At 60.1% G+C, this 16,511-nt stretch carries 16 protein-coding genes; 8 read left to right on the top strand and 8 right to left on the bottom strand.

Going from position 1 to position 16,511, the window contains the following annotated elements:
• The first annotated feature begins 4 nt into the window (after positions 1–4).
• The 3 genes from PM04_RS01935 to PM04_RS01945 are packed head-to-tail and all read left to right on the top strand — an operon-like array spanning position 5 to position 3,817.
• Complete coding sequence (locus PM04_RS01935; protein WP_038003119.1) at positions 5–292, top strand: sarcosine oxidase subunit delta; 288 nt, start codon at positions 5–7, stop codon at positions 290–292.
• Positions 289–3,240, top strand: a complete 2,952-nt coding sequence (locus PM04_RS01940) for a sarcosine oxidase subunit alpha family protein (protein ID WP_038003121.1) — start codon at positions 289–291, stop codon at positions 3,238–3,240. Before PM04_RS01935 ends, PM04_RS01940 begins: the two co-directional genes overlap by 4 nt.
• Positions 3,233–3,817: a sarcosine oxidase subunit gamma gene (locus PM04_RS01945; protein ID WP_235281415.1), complete on the top strand. Its 585-nt coding sequence runs from the start codon at positions 3,233–3,235 to the stop codon at positions 3,815–3,817. Before PM04_RS01940 ends, PM04_RS01945 begins: the two co-directional genes overlap by 8 nt.
• On the opposite strand, the gene PM04_RS01950 is transcribed toward PM04_RS01945, so the two are convergent.
• On the bottom strand, positions 3,814–4,230 hold the full coding sequence (locus PM04_RS01950; RefSeq protein WP_152600840.1) for a hypothetical protein: 417 nt from the start codon (positions 4,228–4,230) through the stop codon (positions 3,814–3,816). The two genes, PM04_RS01945 and PM04_RS01950, sit on opposite strands and share 4 nt — an antisense overlap.
• Positions 4,231–4,446: 216 nt before the next feature.
• Positions 4,447–5,430, bottom strand: a complete 984-nt coding sequence (locus tag PM04_RS01955; RefSeq protein WP_038003126.1) for a GlxA family transcriptional regulator — start codon at positions 5,428–5,430, stop codon at positions 4,447–4,449.
• 156 nt (positions 5,431–5,586) lie between these two features.
• On the opposite strand from PM04_RS01955, the gene PM04_RS01960 reads away from it, so the two are divergent.
• Entirely contained in the window at positions 5,587–6,216 is a 630-nt protein-coding gene (locus PM04_RS01960; protein WP_200880334.1) for a helix-turn-helix domain-containing protein, read from the top strand.
• Between the two features lie 45 nt (positions 6,217–6,261).
• Here PM04_RS01960 and PM04_RS01965 read toward each other — a convergent pair whose 3' ends face one another.
• From PM04_RS01965 to PM04_RS01985, 6 genes are all read right to left on the bottom strand, one after another.
• A complete protein-coding gene (locus PM04_RS01965) occupies positions 6,262–7,329 on the bottom strand; it encodes a DUF3445 domain-containing protein (protein ID WP_038003131.1) in 1,068 nt (355 codons plus the stop codon).
• Positions 7,326–8,312: a PDR/VanB family oxidoreductase gene (locus tag PM04_RS01970; protein ID WP_038003133.1), complete on the bottom strand. Its 987-nt coding sequence runs from the start codon at positions 8,310–8,312 to the stop codon at positions 7,326–7,328. The genes PM04_RS01965 and PM04_RS01970 overlap by 4 nt, the downstream gene beginning before the upstream one ends.
• Positions 8,309–8,911: a dimethylamine monooxygenase subunit DmmA gene (gene dmmA, locus PM04_RS01975; protein WP_038003135.1), complete on the bottom strand. Its 603-nt coding sequence runs from the start codon at positions 8,909–8,911 to the stop codon at positions 8,309–8,311. The genes PM04_RS01970 and dmmA overlap by 4 nt, the downstream gene beginning before the upstream one ends.
• Positions 8,912–8,977: 66 nt before the next feature.
• Positions 8,978–10,126 carry an aminomethyltransferase family protein gene (locus PM04_RS01980; RefSeq protein ID WP_038003137.1) on the bottom strand — a complete coding sequence of 383 codons (1,149 nt, stop codon included), beginning with the start codon at positions 10,124–10,126 and terminating at the stop codon, positions 8,978–8,980.
• Positions 10,127–10,286: 160 nt separating this feature from the next.
• Positions 10,287–10,457, bottom strand: a complete 171-nt coding sequence (locus tag PM04_RS18055) for a hypothetical protein (RefSeq protein WP_200880327.1) — start codon at positions 10,455–10,457, stop codon at positions 10,287–10,289.
• A gap of 23 nt (positions 10,458–10,480) precedes the next feature.
• Positions 10,481–11,875: an ammonium transporter gene (locus tag PM04_RS01985; RefSeq protein WP_038003140.1), complete on the bottom strand. Its 1,395-nt coding sequence runs from the start codon at positions 11,873–11,875 to the stop codon at positions 10,481–10,483.
• A gap of 217 nt (positions 11,876–12,092) precedes the next feature.
• Here PM04_RS01985 and PM04_RS01990 point away from each other — a divergent pair, with 217 nt between their 5' ends.
• From PM04_RS01990 to glnT, 4 genes are all read left to right on the top strand, one after another.
• Positions 12,093–13,019 (top strand): glutamine amidotransferase family protein, encoded by a 927-nt coding sequence (locus tag PM04_RS01990; protein ID WP_038003143.1) that lies wholly within the window; start codon positions 12,093–12,095, stop codon positions 13,017–13,019.
• Positions 13,019–13,702, top strand: coding sequence for a protein glxC (locus PM04_RS01995; RefSeq protein WP_038003147.1), 684 nt, complete (start codon positions 13,019–13,021; stop codon positions 13,700–13,702). Before PM04_RS01990 ends, PM04_RS01995 begins: the two co-directional genes overlap by 1 nt.
• A 12-nt stretch (positions 13,703–13,714) precedes the next feature.
• Positions 13,715–15,061: an FMN-binding glutamate synthase family protein gene (locus tag PM04_RS02000; protein ID WP_038003150.1), complete on the top strand. Its 1,347-nt coding sequence runs from the start codon at positions 13,715–13,717 to the stop codon at positions 15,059–15,061.
• A gap of 82 nt (positions 15,062–15,143) precedes the next feature.
• Positions 15,144–16,478 carry a type III glutamate--ammonia ligase gene (gene glnT / locus PM04_RS02005; RefSeq protein WP_038003153.1) on the top strand — a complete coding sequence of 445 codons (1,335 nt, stop codon included), beginning with the start codon at positions 15,144–15,146 and terminating at the stop codon, positions 16,476–16,478.
• The last annotated feature ends 33 nt before the right edge of the window (positions 16,479–16,511 follow it).

Consider the following 16,511-nt stretch of genomic DNA (forward strand, 5'->3'; position numbering starts at 1 on the left):
GCGCATGATTATCAACCACCCCCTCCTCGGCCCCCGCGACAGCGCGGAGTTCACCTATATGGGCGACGCGTCGCTGCTCCACCGCCCCGATTGGGAGGGTCCGAATGCTGTGGCTGCCTTCACCGACTACGGCTACCTTCGGGACAATCCAGCCGGCACCCACCGAGAGCTTTGGTTTCACGAAGGCGGGGACCGGTCTTGGCTGGTCGTGACTCGGTCCACCACCACCCACGAGATTACATCCGTTGAACTGGCCCGCGATGTGGCCCGAGCAGAGGGGCGCGGACGATGAGCCAAGTTAACCGTTTGCCAGGGGGGCAGATCGACCGCGAGCGTTCTCTCTCTTTCTGCTTCGACGGGCGATACTATCGCGGCTATGCCGGGGACACACTGGCCTCCGCGCTTCTGGCCAATGACGTGCGCCTGATGGGGCGGTCGTTCAAATACCACCGCCCCCGTGGGCCGCTCACCGCCGGATCGGAGGAACCGAACGCCATCGTGGAATTGCGCTCCGGCGCGCGCCAGGAACCCAACACCCGCGCCACCACGGCGGAGCTGTTCGATGGTCTGACCGCGCAATCCCAAAACCGCTGGCCCAGCCTGCGGTTCGACGCAATGGCGATCAACGATCGGTTCTCAAACTTTCTGACGGCGGGATTTTATTACAAGACGTTCATGTGGCCCAAGGCGTTCTGGGAAAAACTCTATGAGCCGATCATCCGCAAGGCAGCGGGGCTTGGATCCCTGTCGCTCCAGGACGATCCCGACAACTATGACAAAGGGTTCCGTCACTGCGACCTTCTGGTGATCGGGTCCGGTCCTGCGGGCCTAATGGCGGCATTGACGGCGGCGCGCGCGGGCGCCGAGGTGATCCTGGCAGACGAGGATTTCACTTTGGGCGGTCGCCTGAACGCAGAGACGTATGGGATTGGCGATCAATCCGGGGCCGAATGGGCCGCTGCTACCACTGCTGAGATGTCCGCCATGCCCAATGTGCGGGTCATGGCGCGCACCACCGTCATTGGCGCCTTTGATCACGGTATCTACGGCGCGGTGGAGCGGGTCAGCGATCATCTGGCCGAACCCACCCCGGGCAAACCACGTCAGACCCTGTGGCGTCTCTATGCCAAACGCACGATTCTTGCCGCGGGGGCCACCGAACGGCCCATCGCGTTTGAAAACAACGATCGGCCTGGCATTATGCTGGCCAGTGCGATGCGCGCCTATGCCAACCGTTGGGCCGCGACGCCCGCGCAGACTGTGGCGGTGTTTTGCAACAACGACGACGGGCACCGGACAGCTACGGATTTGGTTGCCAAGGGCGTAACTGTGGCCGCCGTGATCGACACCCGCGCCGAAGCGCCTGCCTCTACTGCGTTTGAAGTGATCCCCGGTGCCACCGTCGTCAACACCCAAGGCCGCCTTGGCCTGACGGTGATCGAAGTGCAACTGGCCACGGGCACGACCCGGTCCATCACTTGCGGTGCGCTTGGCGTGTCAGGCGGGTGGAACCCCAATGTGCATCTGGCCAGTCACCAGCGTGGACGCCCCACCTGGGATGCCTCCATCGCGGCCTTTGTGCCAGGCGAGACTCTGCCCGACGGGATGCGCGCGGCGGGTGCCACCGCCGGAGATTTTTCCACCCATGGTGCCCTGCGCAGCGGGACCGAGATGGCGATGGCCGCATTGGCCGATCTGGGGCGCGAAGCCTCGGCCCCTGCCCTACCCTATGCCGAAGATGCGCCCATCAACATCACGCCGTTCTGGCACGTGAAGGGGGCGAAACGCGCTTGGCTTGACCAACAAAACGATGTGACCGCCAAGGATGTTAAACTGGCGTATCAGGAGAACTTCCGCTCCGTCGAGCATCTCAAGCGCTACACGACCCTGGGGATGGCCACGGATCAGGGTAAGACGTCGAACATGGGCGGTCTTGCCATCATGGCGGAGCTTGCGGGCAAGTCGATCCCGGAGGTCGGCACCACGATTTTCCGTCCGCCCTACACGCCCACGGCCATCGGCACCTTTGCGGGTCGGTCAAAGGGCGCTGACTTCCGCCCCGTGCGCAAAACTCCGTCCCACGCTTGGGCCGAAGAAAAGGGCGCGGTCTTTGTCGAGGTCGGCATGTGGCTGCGCGCGCAGTGGTTCCCCCGTCCCGGTGAAACCCATTGGCGGCAATCCGTGGACCGTGAGGTGGCCCAGACCCGCAAATCTGTGGGCATTTGCGATGTGACCACCCTGGGCAAGATCGACGTGCAAGGGGCGGATGCCGCGACCTTCCTCAACAAGATCTACTGTAACCCCTTTGCCAAGGTGCCCGTGGGCAAGGTCCGCTACGGCCTGATGCTGCGCGAGGATGGCATCGCCATGGACGATGGCACCGCCGCGCGCCTGGCTGAGGATCACTTCGTCGTCACCACGACCACCGCCAACGCCGTGGGAGTTTACCGCCACATGGAATTCGTACGGCAATGCCTGTTCCCCGACCTGGATGTGCAGCTGATCTCCACCACGGAGGCCTGGGCGCAGTTCTCGGTCGCCGGTCCCAAAGCTCGGGACCTGTTGCAAAAGGTGGTCGATCCCGAACACGACATCTCCAACGAGGCGTTTCCCTATATGGCCTGCGGGGAGATCACCGTGGGCGGCGTGCGCGGGCGGCTGTTCCGGATCAGCTTTTCGGGCGAGCTGGCTTATGAGATCGCCGTGCCCACCCGCTACGGCGATGCGCTGATCCGGCGGATGGTGGCCGCAGGCGAAGAGTTCGACGCGGTGGTCTATGGGACAGAGGCGCTTGGCGTCATGCGGATCGAGAAGGGACACGCGGCCGGCAATGAGCTCAACGGCACCACCACGGCCCTGAACCTCGGCATGGCCCGGATGGTCAACAAGAAGAAAGACAGCATCGGCTCCACCCTGTCCGAGCGGCCCGGCCTGAACGAGGATGATGCGCTAAAACTGGTGGGCCTGCGCCCGGTGGACCCCACCAATCCGGTGCCTGCGGGAGCGCATCTGATGACAAAGGGCACGCCGGTGGATGCCGCCCATGATCAGGGCTACGTCACCTCCGCGTGCTACTCGCCCAACCTGGGCCACCATATTGCCATCGGCTATCTCAAGTCCGGCGATGCCCGTATGGGTGAGGTGATCCGACTGGTCAGCCCGCTCACGGGCGTGGATCACGACGTAGAGGTCGTCAGCGCCCATTTCATTGATCCCGAGGGGGAGCGTCTCCGTGTCTAATTCCGCGTCTAACGTCATTCCTGATATGAAACCCATCACACCCCTTGGGGGCCGCACGCCCCGCATCGACACCCACGGTGGTGTTACCTTGACCGAAAACGTGGACTCGGCTCTGACGTCCTTTGCCGCACGGCTGGGCCAAGAGGCGGCGGCAACGAAGACGCTTGCGTCCTTCGTCGGCACCCCTGCCCCGGGTCCGGGGAAGATGACCGGAGGCGAGATCGCCGCAATCTGGATGGGACCGGATCAATGGATGGTCACCGCCCCCCACAGCACCCACGAAGACCTTGCCGCGCGACTGGCCGCAAAGGCCAAGGGCACGGCCAGCGTGACGGAACAAAACGACGCTTGGTGCCGGTTTGATCTGACCGGGCAGGGGCTGGTGGCGGTGTTTGAACTGCTGTGCCCTGTCAACCTTCACACCTGGACCGGGGGGCAAGCGACGCGGACTTCCATCGACCACTTGGGCTGCTTTGTCCTGTGCCATGGGGCGGAGGCGGTCACGGTCCTGGGTCCCCGATCCTCCGCCGGATCGCTGCACCACGCGCTTTTGACGGCGATGCGCGCAGCTCTTTAGCGCCCGTCCCGCACACGCCGCACCAGCACCCTGGGAAACAGCAGTTTGACCGCGATCAATGCGCAAACGGCGACCATGAAGTAGGTCCCCGGGGCAAAGATCGGCAGGGCTGGCCACAGAAGCCAGCTCGTATTGTTCGGGATACCCCGCGCCCTCACGCCCAGGGATATAAATGCGTAGAGATAGGCGACGACGAATAGCCCTGCGGTCACGCACTTCTGTTTTAGAAATAACTCTTTGATACAGCGCCTTTCCGCGCCCAGGATTGGCGCGCCGGAGAAGCGGGTCGCGGCGTGCCAAAACGCAAACGTCACTAAGAAAGGCAAATAGAAGAGCGAGGCGCAGAACACCACAAGACCCTGCGGGTCATCCCCATAGTGCGCCAGCCGCGTATCGAAGTTCCCGGCACCCACGACCCAATCCACGAAAAACAGCGTGTCCTAGACGCAGAACCACAGGCCCGTGGCAACATTCAAAGCGATCCCAAAGCCCGCGATGCCAAAGGTGCCTGCTTGGCTGCTGGCCTCGCCGTCTCTGTGACGAGAGGTTCGTGATGCGATTGTGCATGGTCCATCTCGCACAATTTGTTCGCCCTTAAACTAAACCGCCCACGCTTCACGGACCTCTCGTCACAGAGACGGCACCGGAAGGTTGCCCTCCACCCGGTAGAGGTTGATCCGTTTACGGTCCTGCGCCGGGGTCATGCCAAAGGCGTCTTCGTAGTGTTTGGCAAAGGTCTGGGTGCTGCCATAGCCCACCTGTCCCGCAATTTTGGCAATCGGGTCATTGGTATAAAGAACGATCTGACGCGCGGCCTCCATCCGAATTTTGCGAAAGTACCGGGTGGGACCAAGGCCCGTGGCGGCCTTGAACGCGCGCTCCATATGCCGGGGCGAGATGCCAAGGCGCGCGGCGGCCTGCCCCACTGTGATCGGATTGGCCATGTCCGCCGTCATCAGGGCCACGGCGCGCGCCGCCAAGGGCGGTAGCGCGGTCGCGGCCTCCGCCACCGGGATGGCTTGGACCACGTCGCCGCGACGCATCATCGGATGTTGGAACCAACAGGCGACCTCGGCGGCGATGGCGGGCCCCAGCCGATCTTCGATGAGGTGCAGAGCCAGGTCGAAGGCCGCCGCTGCTCCCGCCGCCGTCATCACCGTGTCCGCGATCTCTAGCACCTGATCGGAGGCGGCGAGATCGGGAAACTGCGCGTCAAATGCTGCGCGGTAGCACCAATGCACCGCAATCCTGTGCGCCCCTACCACCTGCGCCTTTACCAAGGGAAAGACACCGCCACTGACCGCGCCAAGGGTGCCGCCATGGCGATGGAACGCACGCAAATGGGCCGGCGTGGCGCTAGTGCGAAAGGTCGCGGTGGGCGAGGATAGCACGAAGATGTAGTCCTCACCCGGCGCGCCCAGAGCATCGGTTTCGAAATCGACATGGGCGCTGGCGGTCAAGGTTCCCCCCTCTTCGGACAGGAGGCGCCATGCAAAGGTCCGGGTGTTGGAAATCTCGTTGGCCGCGCGCAGCGGCTCGATCATTGAAGTAAGGCATGCCATCGGAAACCCATGAAACAGCAGAAACCCCACTGATATCGTTGCCTGTTCCATTTATGCCTCATTTTGCGCTACTAATGATAATTGTTATACTCTCAGGAAAAACATTGGAACTGTCATGAAACTATTTTACAATTATGGAAGTGGGTCGTGCAAAATCTACAACCATAAGGAGAGTCGCCCTTGGCACTCGTCGATAGTATCCCTGAAATGATGGTACGTCTCAACCAAGACCCGCACGTCGTTCGGGAACCCCGTGAGAAGGTCCTAGAGGTTGCAATTGGACGCGAGGTACGCGCGTTCCGCAAACGCCAAGGGATCACAGTGGCGGAGCTTTCGAACCTGACCAATCTCTCCATCGGGATGCTGTCAAAGATCGAGAACGGCAACACGTCCCCATCGCTGACAACACTTCAAACTCTGGCCAACGCGCTCTCCGTGCCGCTCACGTCCTTCTTTCGCCAGTACGAAGAACACCGTGAGGCGGTCCATACCAAAGCAGGTGATGGCCTGGAAATCGACCGTGAGGGCACGCGCGCGGGTCACCAGTATAACCTCTTGGGCCATATCGGCAACAACTCCAGCGGCGTTATGGTGGAACCCTACCTGATCGAACTGAACACCGAAGCCGATACCTTTGAGACGTTCCAACATGACGGAATCGAGACGATCTATATGTTGGAAGGAGCGGTGGATTACCGGCATGGGAACGAAGTCTACCCTTTGCGTCCCGGTGACACGCTATTTTTCGACGCCGACGCCCCACATGGGCCAGAACGCCTTGTATCCCTTCCGGCAAAATACCTTTCAATCATCAGCTACCCGCAAAATCGCGATTAACAAATCGTTCTAACGAGAAAGCCCCGGCTATAGCCGGGGCTTTTTTCATTTCTGAAGGGGTGGTTCAGTCTCGAAATCCGGGAAGACACCCCGGCTTGTCGGTAGGCCGTCGTCGAATTGGCTAAGAAAATCGAGCATCATCGGGCGGTTGTCGATGAACCCTTTGTAGGTCGCCAACTCCTCGGGCAGGTCCCGCACCACGCGGTGCAGGCGGCGGCCCCATTTCGGCATCGTCATCAGGTCCTGAAAGCTGCACAAATAGCAGCGGATCGGGAACACCAGCGCGTTGGACCGTGGCAGGCGGAAGAACGTTTGCAACTCCACGCGTAGGTGCTGCTTGGCCCCGATGTTCTCAGGCGTCAGCGTCGTCTTTTGAATACCCCATTTGTGATAGTTCTCGGGCGATGTATCCAGCAGCGGATTCACTGTCATCGTCCAGTTCAACCGCCGCGCAGGCGCGCCCTGTTGAATGTTGAGAAGGAACTTCAAAGCGCGCTGGAAGATCCCCATCTCATGGGCCAGCGGCACGGGTGCGTGCCATTCAAAGAAGTTCATTCCGATGTCGAAATCCAAGGACCAGTCGGCCTGGGTCGTGACCATGCCCGCATCCATCCACAGCATGTCTTCCCGCTGATCCAACACACAAAAATCGCCCTGCGCCTGCCGGGTGATGTACTCCATCGGGCCGTAGGGCAGTGTGGTGTCGTCCAGGAAGGTGAAGGTGTCGTCGATGCCAAGTGGTTTGTTCACCCAACGCCAGGTATCGCCATCGCGGTGCAATTCGAACAGGTCAGGGTAATCCTCGGACTTCGAAACCATGATCAGCTCTAACAGATCCCATCCTGCCAGCGTCATATGCGGAAGTGACTGGCACCTCAGGGGATCATCGGCCAAAACCATCGCCCGGTCCCGCATCTCTGCCACGTAGTGCTCGTCCACATCGAACCGCTTTTCATAGACGGATCCCTCGGGCCCGCCCCGATGCTGTTCCATGTTCACGGAATACATGTAACTGTCTTCGTGAAACGGGAACGGAAACCGTTTGATTGCCCAATCCGAGTTGCGGAAGGTGTAATCGTCGCGGAAGGATTCTTCGTTAAACTGAATTGTCATCTGTCCAACTCCAGGGATTTGCCAACAAAACGGCTGACACAGGGCATGATCTTCTGCCCGCTTGCGTGCTGATCATCGTCCAGCCAGTGATCCCGGTGCACAAAATCACCGTCATGGGATACGACATCCGTCTCACACTGGCCACAGGCACCACCCCGGCACAGGAACGGAGCCTCGACCCCTTCACGTTCCATCGCCTCCAGAAGGCTTTCGTGTTCGCCCACTTGGATGGTCTTGTCAGATTTGCACAGGCGCACTTCAAAGGGGGCACCGGGTTGCGGTGCGGTGAACTCTTCGGAATGCACGTTATCGTCGGGCCAGCCCGCGGCGGAGGCCGTTACGTGGACCCAGTCGATCATCCCCTTGGGACCGCAGACATAGACGTGGGTGCCAAGGGGTTGCCCGTCGAGCAGGTCTTCCAACGCGATGCCCTGGTTCTGGTCATCATAATAAACGTGAACCTTGCCGGGGTGTTTGTAGGTCAGCTCCTGAACATAGGTGCCAAGGGCCTCAGTTCGGACAGAATAGTGCAACTCCCACTGCCCACCCAGACGTTCCATCTGTGCGATCATGGCCATGAAGGGGGTGATGCCGATGCCGCCCGCGATAAACACCTGCTTGCGCGCGCGCAGGTCGAGCGAGAAGAGGTTCACCGGATAGGTGATCGTCATCTGGTCACCCACCTTCACGTTGCGGTGCAGGAACAGCGACCCGCCCCGCCCCGCATCATCGCGGCGCACGGATATGGCGTAGTGCGAGGTATCAGCGGGGTCGGACATAAGGGAATATGGGTTCAGGCGCGTGCGCCCCTGATCGTTCATCTCAACAACAGTGTGGGCGCCCGCCGAGAATGTGGGCAACTGGCCCCCGTAGGTGGGTGTGAACTCGAACCGGGTGACCAGCTCATTGAGGGGGACCACGGCGCTGACGATGACGTCGATCTTTTCCGCGCCGGGTTTGGCTTTCTGAGGGGCGGCGCTCATGTGTACAACTCCACCGGATCAGGCACATTGCCCGGGTCTTCGGCGTCGATGCAGACACCCTGATAAGCCGCAAGGCGGCGCGAATAATGGTCCCGCACAAACAGGTTCAACCCGCAGTGGGAACAGATGAACGGATCGGTAATCACATCCTCTGTGATGCCTTTGCAGTGCACGCATTGCATGCGCCGCGCGACGGATCCGCGATGTTCGGTCTGGATCGCGGTGTGGGGGATGCCGGCCTGCATCGCTTCGTTCTGCGCCTGTCCCATCAGGCCCTCGGTCCCGGTCAGGTAGACTTGTAGGCCCATCTTGGCCTTGGCCAGGGTGTGGCGGATGCGTGGAACGGCGGCCTCGTAGCTGGGTCCTTCGTAGAATTGCGCAGGGTTCAGCGTGCGCAGACGGTCCGCAAAATCGGTGCCGCGCGGGATATAGATAATGTGGCTCTTTCCCATCAGGTCCGGATCAGCGGCGGCAAGGTCGAGGATCGCCTCGGCCCCTTCGGCATCCGCAATCATCAGATGCGCCTTACCCGGACGCGGGGTAAGCGTGCCGTAGACGGGGCGGCTCTTTATACTGGGCGGGAAGTTGAATTTCGACACGGGTGGCCTCCGGCCTTTCGTTGAATGCGGAAGGGGCGCGCGGGTCAGACGCGCGCCCCAGTGTGATCAGCCCTTGGCGGTGCGGATCGCCTTGTCTTTGTCATAGAACGGCATCTCTTCGGCGGTCGCCGCAAGCTCTGTTCCATCGGGCTGCACAACCGTCAGCTTAGTGCCTGCCACGGCGACCGAGGGGTCAAGGCGCGCGATGGCGACGGAGTAGTTGTTCAACTCCGACGACAGGCCATAGGTGATCACACCCACATCCTTGCCATCCTGCATCACGCGGGCGTGCATCTCCATCTGGTCCATGCTGTCGGACAGTTGGACACCGTAGATTTTGAACCGCTCCTTGCCCTTCATGGCATAGTGGTTCTCGGCCCCGATAAAGCCTTCCTTACCCGGGGACACGGTGAAATCGAGACCCAGCTCCCAAAGGCTGTCGCCTGCCGGGCTGCCATCCTCGAACGGGAACGTCTCAGAGTTGTCGCCAGGATAGAACAAAAGGTAGCTTTCAATCCGCAACATATCGAGGGTGCTGAACTGTGTCGGGCGCACATCGTCGCCACCCGCTTCCAGCACGTTATCCCAGATGTGCACGGCGTCCTTTGCACGGCAGAAAATTTCATAGCCACGCTCGCCGGTGTAGCCGGTGCGTGAGATCATCACGTCACGTCCAAACAAACGCGTCTGCATCAGACCGAAATAGGCCAAATCTCGGATGCCCGGCACATGATCGGCCAGGATATCCACGGCCTTGGGCCCCTGCAGAGACATGTCGTGCAGGTCATCGTCAAACAGCACAGAGCAATTCTTGCCCGCCGCGACCTTTGTCAGCTGTTCCATTCCGGTCCCGGTGCCATGGACAACCAGCCAGGAATTGACCGCAATGTGGTAAATGATGCAGTCATCCACAAATAACCCGCGCTCATCGAGGATCGAGGCATAGGTGGACCGGCCCGGCGCGATCTTTTCGACGTTGCGCGTGGTGACCCGGTCGATGACATAAGCCGCGTCTGCGCCCGACACATGCACCTTCTTCAGCCCCGATACATCCATAAGGCCCGCCTTGGTGCGGATCGCCTCGTAATCGGCCTTAGCGCGCTCGGGCGAGTGGTCATAGAACCACGCAGTCCCCATGCCGTTCCAATCCTCCAGCTCGCCGCCGATCTCTGCGTGACGCTGTGCCAGCGCCGATGTTCTCCATAAGATGGCCATTTTGGACCCCTTCTTCGTGTATTCTGTTGCGTACAGTTGAGACCGACTCTCCAGCAAAAATCAACACTGTGATTAAGAAATTATTCCTCACAGGCAATTTATTGAGAAAGTCAAAGGGCCAGGACAATCTGCACTGTCCCGGCCCCTTTGTTATCTTGGCTTAGTCGTGATCGTCGTAGCGTGCATGTTCACTGCGGTTGCCCGCAAATAGAACGACAACACAAATGATCGCGGCGATGGCGGTATAGATACCCGGCATTGCGGTGCCCCACCCCATGAACATCACGCCGTCAACAACGCTCCAGCTTGCTTCTTCATATGGAAAACCCATAGCTTTCTCCTTTTACGTGTTGATTAACGGGACCCCGGTGCGGAGACCGGAATACCTTCTGGGTAGCCTTGGGCAGGCACTTTGACGGTATCCATACCCGCACGCTCTGCACCCGCTGGCACACGCAGCATGCCCATCATCTTCAAGATGAACGATACAGCGTAGCCGGGCACAAAGCCCAAGAGGAAGAAGACAACCGCACCAATGATCTGACCGACCAAGCTGATCGTCGGTACTTCGCCAGCGGCCCCTTGCAACGCAGGATAGCCCGATGCGAACACGCCAAGCATGATCACACCATAAAGGCCGATGGTCCCGTGAACGGTGACAGCACCCACCGCATCGTCGATGCCGCGTTTCTCCAGGAAATCCGCCGCTGGCTTGAGGATGATACCGGCAGAGAACGAAATGATGAACACCAGAGCCGGGAAATAGATATCCAGACCGGATGCGACCGAGATGATCCCCGCCAGTGCACCCGACATCATCCAGAAAGGATCGCGGGTCATCACCCAAGCGCCGATGATCCCACCAGCCACCGCCATCAGGATGTTAAATCCAAGAGCAGACAGGTTTATGGGCGTGCCATAGATCGTGGATGGTTTGTCACCGAACCAGGACCATGCCTCGCCGGGTACGATAATACATGCCATCAGGAAGCCGTAGAACCCAACGATAATCAGCATTAGACCCACCACAGTCATGGGCATGTTGTGCCCGGCGATGTGGTTGGCGGTACCGTCGGCGTTGAACTTCCCGATACGCGGGCCGAGGTTGATCAGGACACCCAGGGCAAAGAACCCGGCAACCGCGTGCACAAGGCCCGCAGCCCCGAAGTCGTGCACACCCCATTGTGTGACCAACCAACCATCCGCGTGCCAGCCCCAGGCGGCAGCGACGACCCAGGCAAACGAGCCAAGAACAATGGCAAGGATCACAAACCCAACGGTCTGGATACGCTCAATTACCGCGCCGGACATGATCGACGCCGTGGTGGCGGCAAACATGGCAAAGGCCGCCCAGAACACGCCAGACGCTTGGTCCGCGATGTTTGGACCCATGGCGGCGGCCGCTTCGCCCCAACCAAACGCAATAGAGCTGGCGAACTCACCTCCCGAGATGCCAGCGGGACCTGCAGATAAGCTGAACCCGGTGGGGAACGCCCAATAGACCCACCAGCCAAAGAAGTAGAACGTTGGCATGATGAACGCAAAAGCCAGAAGGTTTTTCACGCCCGAACTCAGAACATTCTTCATCCGCGATGCGCCCATCTCATACGATAAAAACCCTGCATGGATCAGAACCATCAGGGGAATCGTCAGGAAATAGTAGGTTTCGGCGAACATGGTGTTTGTCACCGAGCCGCCCTTTTGGAGAGCCGCAACTTGTGCGGACAATTCAGCGAGTTGTTCTTCCATTGGTCCCTCTTACTGTTTTTGAACGGCGTCTGTATCCGGCCGTATGCCGTGCGCCTGTGCGATATAAAAACCATAAAAATCCTAAATCACCCAACATTTTTTGCCTTTGGTGAAAAAAAGTTTCCTGATGGTTGATTGCGCGGGATTGATGGTGCTAGCTTTCGACTCAAATTGCGGCCTGATTTGGAGCCGTATTACCTGAGGGAGGAACCACGCGATGTGTGGAATTGTTGGCCTGTTTTTGAAAAACAAGTCGTTGGAGTCGCAGCTTGGCGCACTTCTGACGGATATGCTGATCACCATGACCGACCGTGGTCCCGACAGTGCGGGTATCGCGATCTATAGCGATGAGGTCGATGGAATGGCCAAGCTGACCGTTCAATCCGATACGCCTGACGCGGATTTCCCTGACTTGGCCGATAATGTTGGCACAGCGATCGGTGCCAAGGTAACGACGTCGGTCAAAGACACACATGCGGTTTTGTCGATCCCGGCTCAACACTTTGACGCTGCGTGCGCCTATCTATCGGAAAACACGCCCGTCCGCGTCATGAGCCGGGGCGAAGTGCTGGAGATCTACAAAGAAGTTGGTCTTCCCAAAGACGTCGCCGCGCGCTTTGAGGTGTCAGCCATGACCGGCAGCCACGGCATCGGTCACACGCGCATGGCAACTGAATCTGCTGTTACGACTATGGGCGCGCACCCGTTCAATACCGGGCTTGATCAATGCCTTGTGCACAACGGGTCCCTGTCCAACCACAACTCCTTGCGCCGCAAACTGCGCCGCGAGGGCATCCATATCGAGACCGAGAACGACACCGAAGTGGGTGCCGCCTATCTTACGTGGCAAATGCAAAACGGCGCGACTCTCGGCGAGGCGCTACAAAGCAGCCTTGATGACCTTGACGGGTTCTTCACCTTTGTCGTCGGCACCAAGGACGGCTTTGGCGTGGTGCGAGATCCCATCGCCTGCAAGCCCGCCGTAATGGCCGAAACGGACGACTACGTGGCGTTCGGCTCTGAATATCGTGCGCTCGTGAACCTGCCCGGGATCGAAGACGCCCGTGTCTGGGAGCCCGAGCCCGCAACTGTATATTTCTGGAGCCACAACGCGGCCCCAACAGCCACAGAAAAGGCAGCCTGATGCAAACCTTTGACCTAGAAGCCGAAGGCCTGCGCGCCTTGAACGCCGCCCTTCACGCACAGGCGGACGATACAAACCAGACTGTCTGGGAAATCGTAAACGCAAAGGGCAGCCACGCCATTGCTGTGGGCCTGGACGCGCCGATCGAGGTGAACGTGAAGGGCTCCACCGGGTACTACTGCGGCGGAATGAACAAACAGGCCACGGTGCACATTCACGGCTCCGCTGGGCCCGGCACTGCCGAAAACATGATGTCGGGCACCGTCATCGTCGAGGGCGACGCGAGCCAATATGCTGGTGCGACGGGCCATGGCGGCACGCTGATTATCAAGGGCAACGCCTCATCGCGGTGTGGCATCTCTATGAAGGGAATCGACATCATTGTGCACGGCAACGTGGGCCATATGTCCGCCTTTATGGCGCAATCGGGCAACATCGTCGTGTGCGGAGACGCGGGCGACGCCCTTGGCGACAGCTGTTACGAGGCGCGCTTCTTCGTGCGCGGATCGGTGAAATCCCTGGGCGCGGACTGCGTCGAAAAGGAAATGCGGCCAGAGCATCTGGAACTGCTGGCCGAACTCTTGGAACGCGGCGGATGTGACGCCAAACCCGAAGAGTTCAAACGATACGGCTCCGCCCGGAACCTATACAACTTCGACGTCGACAACGCCGGCGCATATTAAGGGACCCCCGAGATGAAAGATCACGACGCACGGGGCATCCCCCACACCACACCACGCCAATCCGCCACCTTCACTGCCGACGTCAACAGCGACATCCGCCGTGCCGCCGCTACGGGCATTTATGACATTCGGGGCGGTGGGGCGAAGCGCAAGGTCCCGCATTTCGACGACCTGCTGTTCATGGGGGCCTCGATTTCGCGCTACCCGCTGGAAGGGTATCGCGAGAAATGTGAGACCAGCGTGACCCTGGGCACCCGGTTTGCACAGAACCCTATCGAGCTAGACATTCCTATTACCATCGCGGGCATGTCGTTTGGCGCGCTCTCGGGTCCCGCCAAGGAAGCCTTGGGCCGCGGCGCAAATGCCGCAGGCACCTCCACCACCACCGGGGACGGTGGCATGACCCCCGAAGAAAGGGGCCATTCGTCGAAACTGGTCTACCAATATCTGCCATCGCGTTACGGGATGAACCCCGATGACCTGCGCAAAGCTGACGCCATCGAGATTGTCGTAGGCCAGGGTGCCAAACCCGGCGGCGGCGGTATGCTCTTGGGCCAGAAGATCTCCGACCGCGTCGCCGAGATGCGCAACCTGCCCAAGGGGATCGACCAACGGTCCTCTTGCCGTCACCCCGATTGGACCGGCCCCGATGATTTGGAAATCAAGATCCTGGAGCTGCGGGAAATCACCGGTTGGAAAGTGCCGATCTACGTCAAGGTTGCGGGCGCACGTCCCTATTTCGATACAACCCTTGCGGTGAAGGCCGGGGCTGATGTGGTTGTTCTGGACGGGATGCAGGGCGGTACAGCCGCCACGCAGGATGTGTTCATCGAACACGTAGGCCAACCGACCCTGGCCTGCATTCGCCCCGCCGTCCAGGCGCTGCAAGATTTGGGCATGCACCGCGAAGTGCAGCTTGTGATCTCTGGCGGGATCCGATCCGGCGCCGATGTGGCAAAGGCCATGGCCCTGGGGGCTGATGCCGTAGCAATCGGCTCCGCTGCTCTGATCGCCCTTGGGGACAATGACCCCAAGTGGGAGGCCGAGTATAACGCCCTTGGCACCACGGCGGGTGCCTATGACGATTGGCACGAAGGCATGGATCCCGCAGGCATCACAACGCAGGACCCCGAGTTGATGGCGCGTTTCGATCCCATCGAAGGAGGCCGCCGCCTGAAAAACTATCTCAAGGTGATGACCCTGGAGGCGCAGACCATCGCGCGAGCTTGCGGCAAGAACCACCTCCATAATTTGGAGCCAGAGGACCTTGTGGCGCTCACGATGGAGGCCGCCGCCATGGCCCAGGTGCCTCTGGCGGGCACCAACTGGTACCCCGGCAAACCCGGCTCCGGCTACTGATACCGCGACAAAGGCGCGCCTGCGGGTGCGCCTTTTTTGTACCAAATACAAATGTATACAAAAAAAGACAGGGACTAGGAAAATGGCAACAGATCTTGCGAAATTTGCCGAAGAGAACGGCGTGAAATACTTCATGATTTCCTTCACCGATCTGTTCGGTGGACAACGTGCGAAACTGGTGCCCGCGCGCGCCATCGCAGACATGCAAGAAGACGGCGCGGGGTTTGCAGGCTTTGCCACTTGGCTTGACCTGACACCCGCGCACCCCGATATGCTGGCCGTGCCAGACCCGGAAGCCGTGATCATCCTGCCGTGGAACTGTGAAATTGCATGGGTCCCCGCCGATTGTGTCATGGAGGGCGAGCCAGTTGAGCAAGCTCCCCGCAACGTGCTGCGCAAACTGATCGCGGAAGCCGCCGCCGAGGGCATGCATGTTAAGACAGGGATCGAGGCGGAGTTCTTCCTGCTGACGCCCGAGGGCGACGCGATTTCCGACCCCTTCGATACCGCCGCCAAGCCTTGTTACGACCAACAAGCGTTCATGCGCCGTCTGGATGTAATCCGGGAAATCAGCGACCACATGCTGGAGCTGGGCTGGAACCCCTATCAGAATGACCACGAGGACGCGAATGGCCAGTGGGAGATGAACTGGGACTTCGACGACGCGCTCAAAACCGCTGACAAACACTCCTTCTTCAAATTCATGGCGAAATGCGTGGCCGAGAAGCATGGCTACCGTGCGACCTTCATGCCCAAACCCGTCGAAGGGCTGACCGGCAACGGCTGCCACGCGCATATCTCGGTCTGGGATGCCCCCGGTGCGGCCTCCAAAACCAATGTCTTCGCGATGACCCCCAACGACAGCAGCCAAACCGCAGAGCTGGGCCTGTCCGAACAGGGCCGCCATTTCCTGGGGGGGATCATGAAACACGCCAGCGCGCTGGCCGCGATCACCAATCCCACCGTCAACAGCTACAAGCGGATCAATGCCCCCCGCACGACCTCGGGGGCGACATGGGCCCCGAACACCGTGACGTGGACTGGCAACAACCGCACGCACATGGTGCGCGTGCCCGGCCCCGGCCGGTTCGAGTTGCGCCTGCCTGATGGGGCGACAAACCCCTACCTGTTGCAGGCGGTGATCATTGCCGCTGGCCTGTCTGGCGTGCGATCCAAGGCCGACCCGGGCAAACGTCACGACATCGACATGTATGCCGAGGGCCACAAGGTGCGCGGCGCGCCCAAGCTGCCCCTGAACATGCTGGATGCCTTGCGTGAGTTCGACAAGGACAAGGGCCTAAAGGCCGCGATGGGCGAGGAATTTTCCAAGTCCTACGTGAAGATGAAGATGCAGGAATGGAACGATTTCTGCGGACATTTCAGCCAGTGGGAAAAAGACAACACCCTCGATATCTAGAGCCAGATCACAGATGCCGCCCCACCCCGGGGC

The sequence above is a fragment of the Thalassobacter sp. 16PALIMAR09 genome (genome assembly GCF_000765485.1).
In the GTDB taxonomy this organism is placed as follows: domain Bacteria; phylum Pseudomonadota; class Alphaproteobacteria; order Rhodobacterales; family Rhodobacteraceae; genus Thalassobacter; species Thalassobacter stenotrophicus.